The following is an 11,995-nucleotide window of genomic DNA, read 5'->3' on the forward strand; positions in this document are numbered from 1 at the left end:
TGTGTGAACGACAGCACCCGTAGGGGCAACTTCCGTTCACCCGCGTTCAACCCCGGCCGGCCGCCGCCCCGCCCCGCCGGGCGGCTCAGTGCACGTCGCCCCACGGCACGGAGTCGACGGCGCCCAGGCCGACCAGCAGCACCCGGAACCGGTCGTACGCGGCCTGGCAGGTGGAGTGGCGCTCGTACGCCCGCGCGGACACCGCCCGCAGGTGCCCGTCACGGTCCCTTAATCGCCAGACCCAGCCGCTGGACTCCGCCGCGTGCTGCACGCTGCCGGTGAGCAGCGCGGCCTGCTCGCACAGCGCCTCGAACGCCGCCCGGCACGCCCGGTCGTCCGGATGGCTGGTGGCGCCGTGCGCGATCACCCGCCCGTTGCTGGCGGTCAGCCGCCACGCGTACCGACCGTCCTCGTCGATGTCGATCCGGCACCGGGTTCCGATGCCACCGACCCCGAATTCCCGGCTGTCGCCGGTCATCGCCCCACCCGCCCCTGTCGGCTCCCCCCGCCCCTGCACCTCACGCACGGCACGGGCCGCACGCAGCACCGCGCACGGCACCGGCAATGTATTTGCGAAAGGTTGACTCAGTGGGGCTTCACAGGATCACCGCGGGATACTTCACCGCGAAGTTGCCCCTCGTTCACGGACCGTAAGGACCGCACGGTAGGGGCTTTCCGGCCGGGGGCGCCTCGCCTTCCCGGGGCGGCCGGACGTCAGCCGATGACGGCGAGGACGATCAGCACGACCGCGCCGGCCACCGAGGGCGCGATGATCTCGTAGCACCAGCGGATCACCGGGTTCGGGCGCTCGTCGTCCTTCACCGGGTGCCGGTCGGCCAGCTCGCGCAGCTCGTTCACCGCGCGGTCGGAGGGCGCGCGGAAGGTGCCGTCGGCGCCGGGCTGGCCGGGGTGGCGGCGCGGCATCACACCGACCGACTCACGGGGGTCGCCGGACTGCGCCCGGGCGGTCTGCCGGGCGGCGCTCTTGCGGGCCCGCACCGACACCGGGATCGCCCACATCTGGAACTTGCGGCCGCCGGCCAGCAGCTCGGTCGAGTACGCGGAGCGGATGCTGTCCACGCCGGACCACGGGACCGTGATGGTACGGAACGGGTTGCGCACCCGGACCCGGTCGTCGTTCGCGTAGACCACCGGGCGGAGGCTGAACGCGATGATCAGCGGCACCGCGCAGAGCAGGGCGGCCAGCGCCAGCCACGGGGTGTGGCCGGTGCCGCGCGCGACCGCGTCGCCGCCGAGCCAGCCGGCGAGTACGAGGAGCAGCACACCGCCGACGACTCCGGCGACGGACCGGTAGGCCCGGTCGGCGTACTTCGGCTGCCCGTCTCCGGCGGTGGCCGTCCCCGAGCGGTCGTTCTTGGGACTCGTCATAAGTTCCGATTCTGCCTGATCCCCCCACCCCCCGTGCGAACCGAGCGAGCCTGACCCCCCGGACTGCCCCGTTCTGTCGGCTCAGGGACCACCCCTGAGTGGTGGGCGGATGGGGGTACCGCCCAGGCGAAGCGCTGGGGGAGCGCAGTTCCCCGCGCCCCTTTGGGGTGGTTGCTCACCGCGTCCACAGTCGGGCAGGGTCGTGGCCGGTCGCGCAGTTCCCCGCGCCCCTGGGTAAGTGCGGCTTCCCACGTGCTTGCCCCGGGGGGACCCGCGGCATTGCCAGGGGCGCTGGGCACCACCCAGGCGAAGCCCTGGGGGAGGAACTGCGCGACCGGCGACCCACCGGCCGAAGGTCCGGCACACCACAGCACCACGCACCCTCAGCGGCATCCCACCCACCCCGCAGAAGATCCACCCACAACAGCCTGAATCCCCCCACCCCACAGAAGATCCACAATCCCGCAACACCACCCACAACAGCCTGAATCCCCCCACCCCACAGAAGGTCCGCAATCCCGCAACACCACCCATAACAGCCGGACCCCCACCACCCCACCGAAGACCCGCGATCCCGCAGCACCACCCGCAACAGCCGGACCCCCACCACCCCACCGAAGATCCGCAATCCCGCAGCACCCACCCACAACAGCCCGAATCCCCCCACCCCGCAGAAGATCCGCAATCCCGCAGCACCACCCACAACAGCCGGACCCCCCACCCCACAGAAGATCCGCAATCCCGCAGCACCACCCACAACAGCCGGACCCCCACCACCCCACCGAAGGTCCGGCATCCGGCCGGCACGGTCAGGGACCTTCGGTCCCGCCCGGCCGCCCGCAGGGACTGGCGGGGAGGTTACGCGCGTAGATATGGTGATGTGGTGACCATGTCCTCCGAAGTTCTCCCGCCCCCTTCAGACCTGCACGGCGTGACCTCCTCCCCCCAGGCCCTGCGCAGCTACCTGCACGGCCTGCCCGGCGTGGACGCCGTCGGCCTGGAAGCGCGGGCGGCAGCCCTGGGTACGCGTTCGATCAAGACGACCGCGAAGGCGTACGCGATCGACCTGGCGATCTCGATGATCGACCTGACCACCCTGGAAGGCGCGGACACCGCCGGAAAGGTCCGCGCCCTGTGCGCGAAGGGCGTGCGGCCCGACCCGACCGACCGCACCGCCCCGCGGGTCGCGGCGATCTGCGTCTACGGCGACATGGTCGGCGTCGCGAAGGACGCGCTGGCCGCGGCGGGCGGCCCGGAGGTGCACGTGGCCGCCGTGGCCACCGCCTTCCCCTCCGGCCGCGCCGCGCGCAGCGTGAAGCTCGCCGACACCGCGGAGGCGGTCGCCGCGGGCGCGGACGAGATCGACATGGTGATCGACCGCGGCGCGTTCCTGTCCGGCCGCTACCTGGACGTGTTCGAGGAGATCCAGGCGGTGAAGGCGGCCTGCGTCCGCGCCGACGGCACCCGCGCCCACCTGAAGGTGATCTTCGAGAACGGCGAGCTGTCCACGTACGACAACATCCGCCGCTGCTCGTGGCTGGCGATGCTGGCGGGCGCGGACTTCATCAAGACCTCCACCGGCAAGGTCGGGGTGAACGCCACTCCGCCGAACACCCTGGTGATGCTGGAGGCGGTCCGCGACTTCCGCCGGGCCACCGGCGTCCAGGTCGGGGTGAAGCCGGCCGGCGGCATCCGTACCGCGAAGGACGCGGTGAAGTACCTGGTGATGGTGAACGAGACCCTCGGCGACGACTGGCTGTCGCCGGAGTGGTTCCGGTTCGGCGCCTCCAGCCTCCTCAACGACCTGCTGATGCAGCGGCAGAAGCTCAGCACCGGCCGGTACTCCGGTCCCGACTACGTCACGGTGGACTGATCCCTCATGGCACACCAGAAGTTCGCGTACGCGCCCGCGCCGGAGTCCCGCGCGGTCGTCGACCTCGCGCCCTCGTACGGGCTGTTCATCGACGGCGAGTTCGCCGAGGCCGCCGACGGCCGGGTCTTCAAGTCGGTCTCGCCCTCCACCGAGGAGGTGCTCGCCGAGGTCGCGCACGCCGGCGAGGCCGACGTCGACCGGGCGGTGCGGGCCGCGCGCAAGGCGTTCGGCACGTGGTCGGCGCTGCCGGGCGCCGAGCGCGGCAAGTACCTGTTCCGGATCGCCCGCATCCTCCAGGAGCGCTCGCGGGAACTGGCGGTGCTGGAGTCGCTGGACAATGGCAAGCCGATCCGCGAGACCCGCGACGTGGACCTGCCGCTGGTCGCCGCGCACTTCTTCTACTACGCGGGGTGGGCGGACAAGCTGGCGTACGCCGGCTGCGGCCCCGACCCGCGGCCGCTGGGCGTGGCCGGGCAGGTCATCCCGTGGAACTTCCCGCTGCTGATGCTCGCCTGGAAGGTCGCGCCGGCGCTGGCCGCGGGCAACACCGTGGTGCTCAAGCCCGCCGAGACCACCCCGCTGAGCGCGCTGTTCTTCGCGGACGTGTGCCGCCAGGCCGGCCTGCCGCGCGGGGTCGTCAACATCCTCACCGGTTACGGCGACGCGGGCGCGGCGCTGGTCGCCCACGAGGGCGTGGACAAGGTGGCCTTCACCGGGTCGACGGAGGTCGGCAAGGCGATCGCGCGTACGGTCGCGGGCAGCCGGAAGAAGGTCACCCTGGAGCTGGGCGGCAAGGCGGCGAACATCGTCTTCGACGACGCCCCGGTCGACCAGGCCGTCGAGGGCATCGTCAACGGGATCTTCTTCAACCAGGGCCATGTCTGCTGCGCCGGGTCGCGGCTGCTGGTCCAGGAGTCGGTGCAGGAGGAGGTGCTGGACGCGCTGAAGCGGCGGATGAGCACCCTGCGGGTCGGCGACCCGCTGGACAAGAACACCGACATCGGGGCGATCAACTCCGCGGAGCAGCTCGCCCGGATCACCGCGCTCGCCGAGGCGGGCGAGGCGGAGGGCGCGCAGCGGTGGGCGCCGCGGTGCGAACTGCCCGAGTCCGGTTACTGGTTCGCGCCGACCCTGTTCACCGGGGTGACCCAGGCGCACCGGATCGCCCGGGAGGAGATCTTCGGCCCGGTGCTGTCGGTGCTGACCTTCCGCACGCCCGCCGAGGCCGTGGAGAAGGCGAACAACACCCCGTACGGGCTGTCCGCGGGGATCTGGACCGAGAAGGGCTCGCGCATCCTGTCGATGGCGAGCAAGCTGCGGGCGGGGGTGGTGTGGGCGAACACGTTCAACAAGTTCGACCCGACCTCGCCGTTCGGCGGTTACAAGGAGTCCGGCTACGGCCGGGAGGGCGGCCGGCACGGCCTGGCGGCGTATCTCGCCGAGCCGGGCGAGTCGACGAGCGGGCGTGGCGAGGAAGAAGGGGAGCTCGACCGATGACGGTGTCCGAGCGTTCTGAAGGCGCGGCGCGGCTGAGCGTCTTCAAGACCTACAAGCTGTACGTCGGGGGCAAGTTCCCCCGCTCCGAGAGCGGCCGGGTGTACGAGGTGACGGACTCCAAGGGTGGCCGGGGCGGCGGGGCGTGGCTGGCGAACGCGCCGCTCGCCTCCCGCAAGGACGCGCGGGACGCGGTGGTCGCCGCGCGCAAGGCGGTGGCGGGCTGGTCGGGCGCGACCGCGTACAACCGCGGGCAGGTGCTGTACCGCGTCGCGGAGATGCTGGAGGGGCGGCGGGAGCAGTACGTCCGCGAGGTCGCCGACGCCGAGGGGCTGTCCAAGGCGAAGGCGGCGGCCGTGGTGGACGCGGCGGTGGACCGCTGGGTCTGGTACGCGGGCTGGACGGACAAGATCGCTCAGGTGGTAGGGGGTGCCAACCCGGTTGCCGGTCCTTACTTCAACCTGTCCACACCCGAGCCGACGGGCGTGGTCGCCGTGCTGGCCCCCCAGGACTCCTCGCTGCTCGGGCTGGTCTCGGTGCTCGCCCCGGTGATCGCCACCGGCAACACCGCGGTCGTGGTCGCCGCCGAGCACGCGCCCCTGCCGGCGCTCTCCCTCGGCGAGGTCCTCGCGACCTCCGACGTCCCCGCGGGTGTCGTCAACATCCTCTCCGGCCGCACCGCCGAGATCGCCGCGCCCCTCGCGGCCCACCAGGACGTCAACGCGATCGACCTCACCGGCGCGTCCCCCCAACTCGCCGCCGAACTCGAGGCCGCCGCGGCCGACAACCTCAAACGCGTCCGCCGCCCTTCCCCGACCGAGAACTGGCTCACCGACCCGGGCACCTCCCGCCTGACCGCCTGGCTGGAGACCAAAACGGTCTGGCACCCCATGGGGGTGTGACACCTCAGGTCCCCGCGCCCGCGGGTCCCTTCGGGCTCGGCAGGACGGCGCCGCGCTTCCCACGGCGTCAGCGCGTGACGGCTCCGGTGACGGGGCCGACGAGGGGGAGGGTGCCCAGGGAGCCGCCGTTGGTGAGGGGGGCGGTGGCGTCGGTGGTGGAGACGGGACGGAAGTCGGCGACCTGGGAGCCGACTCCGTTGGTGAGCGGGTCGACCGTGGTGTTGTTGAGCGGGTCGAGCTTGAGGTCGCGGACGGGGGCGACGCCGTCGGCGAGGGCGCCGGTCACGGACTGGGTGGGCAGCGCGGAGGTGATCCCGGAGGTGGGGAGCGTGCCGGTGGCGCCCTGGAGGTCGGGCAGCGTCGCCGGGGCGTCCGCGGCGACGGCGGTGGCCGCGGGTACGGCGACCGCGGCCGCCGCGGCGGTCAGCGTGAGAACGAGGGCGGTGCGCAGCGAGGGCATGGAACGGGCTCCTGTCGACGTAGTGGTTGCTGTCGCAGCGTAACGCAATGACCGCGAACGGTAGTTGTCATACCGCGGGTCATTCCTCCGGGCGGGGTTGCGGGAGAATCGTTGTCCGTGAGTCCACCTCCCCGTTCCCGTGTGATCCTGCTGGCCGGGCCGTCCGGCTCGGGCAAGTCCTCGCTCTCCGCCCGCACCGGGCTGCCGGTGCTCGCGCTCGACGACTTCTACAAGGAGGACGGCGACCCGACCCTCCCGCTGCTGCCCGGCGGCGACGCGGTCGACTGGGACGCGCCGGGCTCCTGGCACGCGGACGCCGCCGTCGCCGCGATCGGCGAGCTGTGCGAACGCGGCAGCGCCGACACCCCGCGCTACGACATCTCGGCCAGCGCGATCAGCGGATGGAGCCGGCTGGACCTCGCCGGGGCGCCCTACTTCGTCGCCGAGGGCATCTTCGCGGCCGAGATCGTCGGGCGCTGCCGCGAACTCGGGCTGCTGGCCGACGCGATCTGCCTGCGCGGCAGTCCCGCGACGACCGCGTGGCGCCGCTTCCTGCGCGACCTGCGCGAGGGGCGCAAGTCGGTGCGCTTCCTGATGCGGCGCGGCTGGCACCTCTTCCGCGCGGAGCGCGCGATCGTGGGGCGCCAGGTCGGGTTCGGCTGCACGCCGTGCGACCAGCGCGAGACCCTCTCCCGTATCGCCGCGATGGACTCCGCCCGGCCCGCCCGCACCACCACCACGGCGCCGTCCGTCCCCACCTGACCGCTCCCCGGGGTCGCCCGCGGGCCACCCGGCAGCCAGGGGCGCCGCACGCACGGGTAAGGGCCGGACGGCACCCCTCCGTGCCGTCCGGCCCAGTCCCCCGTGTCCCCCCGGACTATGCGACGAGCTCCCCGAAAGCGTCCTCCTCGCTGTGCCCGAAGCTCAGCGCCTCGTCCTCCCGCATGCGCCGCAGCGACCGCCAGATGCTGCTCTTCACGGTGCCGACGCTGATGTTGAGGATGTCCGCGATCTCCGGGTCGGTACGCCCCTCGTAGTAACGCAGCACCAGCATGGTGCGCTGCTGCTCAGGCAGCCGCGCGAGCGCCTGCCACAGCACGGCCCGCAGCTCGGTCCCGCCCATCTCGTCGGTGTCGCCGACCGTCTCGGGCAGTTCCTCCGTCGGGTACTCGTTGAGCTTGCGCCGCCGCCACGCGCTGATGTGCAGGTTGGTCATGGTGCGCCGCAGGTACCCGCCGACGGCCGCCTTGTCGCTGATCCGGTCCCAGGCGCGGTACGTGGAGAACAGCGCGCTCTGCAACAGGTCCTCGGCGGCGAAACGGTCACCGGTGAGGTGGTAGGCGGTGGCGTAGAGGGAGGCCCGGCGCTCCTGCACGTATGCGGTGAACGCGGCCTCCGCCTCGGCGGAGTGTGCCGTACCGGCCTGCGCCGGCACCCGCTCCGCGCCGGGCGCGGTGGCGGTGTCGGTGGGCTCCGCCGAGTCGACCGGCGCGATGTGCGCGGGGCGCGGGCGGGGCGCCTGGTAGGTGGTCGCGCGTCCGGTGCTGCGAACGTACCCCCGTCCGCTCGCAGCACCGGACATCTCCGTGGCCCGGAACCCGGGGTGCGCGTGCGCGGTGTGAACTGCGGTTGTGGTGGTGCTGTGCAGTGCGTTCATCATCGCGCCCCCGTTGGTGGAACCTGCCGCGTGGTCTTCGGCGTCGATGCCTTTGTGGCGTCGCGTTCTTCCGATGGGCATAAGACTGCCGGGCCAGTTTCATCGGGCTGTCCGCCGAGTGTCACAGACCCGTCACAGAGGCTCCCGCGGAGTGGCTGGGCGGACCCGCCCGGGTGCCCCGTTCCGTCGGTCGGGGGACCACCTGCCCGTAGGGGCTGGTCGCGCGGTTCCCCGCGCCCCTGGGTATGTGCGGGACCTCCCGGACCGGCTGTCTCGGTGCCGCTCGGTGGGCTCGACCGACGACGGTGCCCAACCGGAAAACGGGGCACCGTCTGCAACGAGAGCACAACCATGCCGCGAGACCCCTTCCCGCTCACCTGCCCGGGTAGGCAACAATGGCGCCCGTGCCTTTCCTGTTGCTGATCGAGGATGACGACGCCATCCGTACGGGTCTCGAACTCGGCCTGTCCCGTCAGGGTCACCGCGTGGTGGCCGCTGCGACGGGCGAGGACGGGCTGAGACTGCTCAAGGAGCAGCGCCCTGACCTGATCGTGTTGGACGTGATGCTGCCCGGGATCGACGGCTTCGAGGTGTGCCGGCGTATCCGGCGCACCGACCAGTTGCCGATCATCCTGCTCACCGCGCGCAGCGACGACATCGACGTGGTGGTGGGCCTGGAGTCCGGCGCCGACGACTACGTGATCAAGCCCGTGCAGCCGCGCGTGCTGGACGCGCGTATCCGCGCGGTGCTGCGGCGCGGCGAGCGCGACAGCACCGACTCGGCCGCGTTCGGCGCGATCGTGATCGACCGCAGCGCGATGACCGTCACCAAGGACGGCCAGGACCTGCAGCTCACGCCGACCGAGCTGCGGTTGCTGCTGGAGCTGAGCCGGCGGCCGGGCCAGGCGCTGTCGCGGCAGCAGTTGCTGCGGCTGGTGTGGGAGCACGACTACCTCGGCGACTCGCGGCTGGTGGACGCCTGCGTGCAGCGGCTACGCGCGAAGATCGAGGACGTACCGTCGTCGCCGACCCTGATCCGTACCGTCCGTGGTGTCGGCTACCGCCTGGACACGCCTCAGTGAGCCGTGCCCAAGGCAGCCCGTTCTGGCTGTTGCGCTGGACCAGCCTGCGGCTGCGGCTGATCGCGGTGTTCGCGCTGGTGGCGCTGACCGCGGCGGTGTCGGTGTCGGGCATCGCGTACTGGCTCAACCGCGACGCGGTGCTGACGCGGGCGCAGAACAGCGCGCTCGACGACTTCCGCGACTCGTTGCAGCGCAACGCCGCCTCGCTGCCGGTGCAGCCGACCTGCGAGTCGCTGGGCATGGCCGCGAACCGGATCGGCGGCCCGGACACGTATCAGGTCATCCTGATCGACTCCTCGGCCGACGGGCGGTGCGCGGAGCAGTCGGACGGGAGCACGTTCTCGATGGACGACGTACCCGCGTCGCTGGTGCGGGCGGTGAACACCAAGCACACGAAGGACGACGACCGCTACCACCTGCACTGGGAGCGGATCTCGCTGGAGGACCACCCCTATCTGGTGGCGGGCGCGCGGATCAACGACAACGGCCCGACCGGCTACATGCTCAAGTCCCTGGACGCCGAGCGCAAGGACCTCAACTCGCTCGCGTGGTCGCTGGGCATCGCCACGCTGCTGGCCCTGATCGGCGCGGCCCTGCTGGCGCAGGCGGCCGGCTCCGCGGTGCTGCGCCCGGTGCGGCGGCTGGGCGAGGCCGCCAAGCGGCTCGGCGAGGGGCAGTTGGACACCCGGCTGAAGGTGTCGGGCACCGACGAACTCGCCGAGATGTCGCGGACCTTCAACAACGCCGCCGAGCAGTTGGAGGGCCGGGTCGAGGAGTTGCGGGCCCGCGAGGCCGCCAGCCGCCGCTTCGTGGCCGACATGTCGCACGAGCTGCGCACCCCGCTGACCGCCATCACCGCGGTCACCGACGTGCTGGAGGACGAGGCGGACGCGCTGGACCCGATGATCGCCCCGGCGGTACGGCTGGTGGTCAGCGAGACCCGGCGGCTGAACGAACTGGTGGAGACGTTGATGGAGGTCACCCGGTTCGACGCCGGGACGGCGAAGCTGCGGGTCGACGAGGTCGACGTCGCCGACATGATCATGGCGTGCATGGACGCGCGGGCCTGGCTGGACTCGGTGGAACTGGACGCGCCGCGCGGGCTGCTGGCCACCATCGACCCGCGCCGGCTCGACGTGATCATGGCGAACCTGATCGGCAACGCGCTCAAGCACGGCGGCTCCCCGGTACGGGTCACCCTGCGCCGGGAGGGCGGCGAGGACGGCGAGATCGTGATCGTGGTCTCCGACCGCGGCCCCGGCATCCCCGAGGACGTGCTGCCGCACGTCTTCGACCGTTTCTACAAGGCCGACGCCTCCCGGGCCCGCTCCGAGGGCAGCGGCCTGGGCCTGTCCATCGCGATGGAGAACGCCCACATCCACGGCGGCGACATCACGGCCGCCAACGGCCCGCACGGCGGCGCCGTGTTCACGCTGCGCATGCCGGTACGGCCGCGGGCGGACGAGGGCGAGGACGGCGCGGAGGGCGCGGGCGGCGGTGGGCGCGGCCCGAGCGGCGCCACCGAGGCGAGCCGGGCGGGCGGCGGGAGCGACGGGCCCGCGGGGGCCGGAACCGCCGGCTCGGCCGGCAGGAACGGCGCGGGTGACCGCGCGGGCGGCACCGACGGGCCGGCGGGGAGCGCGTGATGACGGCGAGGAACGCTCCGGCGGGCGCCACACGGCCCGGCGGGCGGCGGGTGCGCCCCGGTGGCCGGATACGCACCCCGCGCGGGTCCGTGGCCGTTCTGGCGGCTTCGTGCGCCGCGCTGACCGCGCTGGCCGGGTGCGGCATCCGCACCACCACCGTGCCGGTGGACGACGGCCCCGCGCCCTCCCGGGTGGCCTGCGCGCCGCCCAAGGCGCCCGCCACCCCCGGACCGGACGCGATGGCCGAGAAGATCTACCTGGTCTGCAACACCCAGGTCACACCGGTCAGCCGCAGCGTCGAAGTGCGCGACGGCCGGATCGACCGCTTCAACGAGGTCAGGTTGCTCCTCGCCCAGCTCCAGATCAGCCCGCGCACCGCCGAGAGCAAGGGCGGGTTCTCCACGGCGGTGCCCGGCACCCTTGAAGTCTTCGCGACCGGGCAGGGCGACCACAAGGACGCGTTGCTGCTCAACGACCGGCCGCAGGACCTGCCGTCCTTCGCGCTCGCCCAGATCGTCTGCACGCTGGCCGCCGATCCGCTGATCTCGCCCGGCGGTTCGGTGGTCCTCGGTGGCCCCGGGCCGGACAGTAAGCTGCGCTCGTACACGTGCACGCCGGATCTGCGCACCCGCTCCGACGCGGCGGACAGCGCGGGCACGCCCGTCAGTTGACCGCCCGGGCGCGGGGCGGCGGGGCGTCCCCGGCCGGTCCCGGGAGCACCTTGTGATCGGGATCACGCAGGTGAAAGGCGTGTCGCGGTAGCGGAACGGGAACCGGCACGCACGGCCCGGACGTCATCGAGAACGTGCGGCACGACGGCTTCGTCTTCAGGGTGCGCGCGGCCGGGCTGCTGCTCACCGCCGCGTATCTGGTGTTGATCGGGTGGCTGCTGCTGCGGCCGCATTACGTGGCCTGGGTGTCCGCGCCCAACCTGCGGCCGCTCGACACGATCCGCGACGACCTCGCGAGAGGCCCGGTCGAGGCCGCCCAGCGGCTCGGCGCGGGGCTCGGGTTGCTGGCGCCGCTCGGCGTCCTGCTGCCGATGGCCGGCGGGCGCGCGGAGGCGTCGGCGCTCGCGTCCTTCGTCCGTACGGTCTTCGCCGGTCTGATGGTGTCGATGCTGCTGGAGTTCTCCCAGACGATGGTTCCCGGGCAGATCTTCGACATCGACGCGCTGATCCTCAACACGGTGGGCGTCGCCGCGGCCCACCTGCTGGTCGTCCCCGCGGCCAGGCGCCGCCTCCTGCGCACGACCGAGCCGGCTCCCCCGGCCCGCGAGCCCGTGCCCGCGAGCGTGCCCTGACCGCCAGGGTCGGCTGACCGCCAGGGCCCGCTGACGGCAAAGGTGCGCGGGTCGCCCGGGTGCGCGCGAAGCCCTCGGAAAGCTCGGAAAGCACAGCGCTCCGCGCCTCCTGCCGTGGGCGGGCGAGAGCCGGGGGGCGGGCCCCGCCGAACGAGGGCCGGGGGCGGCGGCCGCGCCGCCCCCCCCCCC

The 11,995-nt window shown here is 72.8% G+C and carries 12 protein-coding genes; 8 read left to right on the forward strand and 4 right to left on the reverse strand.

Annotation, left to right across the window (positions count from 1 at the left end):
• Window positions 1-85: 85 nt before the first annotated feature.
• Both AB0399_RS33075 and AB0399_RS33080 read right to left on the reverse strand, forming a co-directional pair.
• Entirely contained in the window at window positions 86-478 is a 393-nt protein-coding gene (locus AB0399_RS33075) for a DUF1508 domain-containing protein (protein ID WP_366413825.1), read from the reverse strand.
• A 236-nt stretch (window positions 479-714) separates the two neighbouring features.
• Complete coding sequence (locus AB0399_RS33080; protein ID WP_329365522.1) at window positions 715-1,389, reverse strand: PH domain-containing protein; 675 nt, start codon at window positions 1,387-1,389, stop codon at window positions 715-717.
• Between the two features lie 889 nt (window positions 1,390-2,278).
• Between AB0399_RS33080 and deoC the strand changes: the two genes are divergently transcribed.
• Genes deoC through AB0399_RS33095 form a run of 3 tightly spaced genes read left to right on the forward strand, consistent with a single transcriptional unit; the run spans window position 2,279 to window position 5,658 of the window.
• Window positions 2,279-3,262: a deoxyribose-phosphate aldolase gene (gene deoC, locus AB0399_RS33085; RefSeq protein WP_328468411.1), complete on the forward strand. Its 984-nt coding sequence runs from the start codon at window positions 2,279-2,281 to the stop codon at window positions 3,260-3,262.
• A 6-nt stretch (window positions 3,263-3,268) separates the two neighbouring features.
• Window positions 3,269-4,759: an aldehyde dehydrogenase family protein gene (locus AB0399_RS33090; RefSeq protein WP_329365524.1), complete on the forward strand. Its 1,491-nt coding sequence runs from the start codon at window positions 3,269-3,271 to the stop codon at window positions 4,757-4,759.
• A gap of 2 nt (window positions 4,760-4,761) precedes the next feature.
• Entirely contained in the window at window positions 4,762-5,658 is an 897-nt protein-coding gene (locus AB0399_RS33095) for an aldehyde dehydrogenase family protein (RefSeq protein ID WP_329373993.1), read from the forward strand.
• 67 nt (window positions 5,659-5,725) lie between these two features.
• Here AB0399_RS33095 and AB0399_RS33100 read toward each other — a convergent pair whose 3' ends face one another.
• Entirely contained in the window at window positions 5,726-6,118 is a 393-nt protein-coding gene (locus AB0399_RS33100) for a hypothetical protein (protein ID WP_329365526.1), read from the reverse strand.
• Window positions 6,119-6,229: 111 nt separating this feature from the next.
• Here AB0399_RS33100 and AB0399_RS33105 point away from each other — a divergent pair, with 111 nt between their 5' ends.
• Entirely contained in the window at window positions 6,230-6,880 is a 651-nt protein-coding gene (locus AB0399_RS33105) for an ATP-binding protein (RefSeq protein WP_366413826.1), read from the forward strand.
• 115 nt (window positions 6,881-6,995) lie between these two features.
• Here the strand turns inward: AB0399_RS33105 and AB0399_RS33110 are convergent, their stop codons facing one another.
• The gene (locus AB0399_RS33110) at window positions 6,996-7,775 is read right to left on the reverse strand and encodes a SigE family RNA polymerase sigma factor (RefSeq protein WP_329373995.1); all 780 of its coding nucleotides are present in this window, start codon (window positions 7,773-7,775) and stop codon (window positions 6,996-6,998) included.
• A 404-nt stretch (window positions 7,776-8,179) separates the two neighbouring features.
• Between AB0399_RS33110 and AB0399_RS33115 the strand changes: the two genes are divergently transcribed.
• The 4 genes from AB0399_RS33115 (at window position 8,180) to AB0399_RS33130 (ending at window position 11,806) form a co-directional block, all read left to right on the forward strand.
• Window positions 8,180-8,857, forward strand: a complete 678-nt coding sequence (locus AB0399_RS33115) for a response regulator transcription factor (RefSeq protein ID WP_328468401.1) — start codon at window positions 8,180-8,182, stop codon at window positions 8,855-8,857.
• Window positions 8,854-10,503 (forward strand): HAMP domain-containing sensor histidine kinase, encoded by a 1,650-nt coding sequence (locus AB0399_RS33120; protein ID WP_366413827.1) that lies wholly within the window; start codon window positions 8,854-8,856, stop codon window positions 10,501-10,503. Before AB0399_RS33115 ends, AB0399_RS33120 begins: the two co-directional genes overlap by 4 nt.
• The gene (locus tag AB0399_RS33125) at window positions 10,503-11,174 is read left to right on the forward strand and encodes a hypothetical protein (protein WP_329365534.1); all 672 of its coding nucleotides are present in this window, start codon (window positions 10,503-10,505) and stop codon (window positions 11,172-11,174) included. Before AB0399_RS33120 ends, AB0399_RS33125 begins: the two co-directional genes overlap by 1 nt.
• Before the next feature lie 134 nt (window positions 11,175-11,308).
• Window positions 11,309-11,806, forward strand: a complete 498-nt coding sequence (locus AB0399_RS33130) for a VanZ family protein (protein ID WP_328468395.1) — start codon at window positions 11,309-11,311, stop codon at window positions 11,804-11,806.
• Window positions 11,807-11,995: the final 189 nt, after the last annotated feature.

The sequence above is a fragment of the Streptomyces sp. NPDC088194 genome (genome assembly GCF_040702025.1).
GTDB lineage: Bacteria > Actinomycetota > Actinomycetes > Streptomycetales > Streptomycetaceae > Actinacidiphila.

Coding starts and splice junctions, on each gene's coding strand:
- AB0399_RS33075 (WP_366413825.1), bottom strand. CDS start 478: ATGACCGGCGACAGCCGGGAATTCGGGGTCGGTGGCATCGGAACCCGG.
- AB0399_RS33080 (WP_329365522.1), bottom strand. CDS start 1,389: ATGACGAGTCCCAAGAACGACCGCTCGGGGACGGCCACCGCCGGAGAC.
- deoC (WP_328468411.1), top strand. CDS start 2,279: ATGTCCTCCGAAGTTCTCCCGCCCCCTTCAGACCTGCACGGCGTGACC.
- AB0399_RS33090 (WP_329365524.1), top strand. CDS start 3,269: ATGGCACACCAGAAGTTCGCGTACGCGCCCGCGCCGGAGTCCCGCGCG.
- AB0399_RS33100 (WP_329365526.1), bottom strand. CDS start 6,118: ATGCCCTCGCTGCGCACCGCCCTCGTTCTCACGCTGACCGCCGCGGCG.
- AB0399_RS33110 (WP_329373995.1), bottom strand. CDS start 7,775: ATGAACGCACTGCACAGCACCACCACAACCGCAGTTCACACCGCGCAC.
- AB0399_RS33125 (WP_329365534.1), top strand. CDS start 10,503: ATGACGGCGAGGAACGCTCCGGCGGGCGCCACACGGCCCGGCGGGCGG.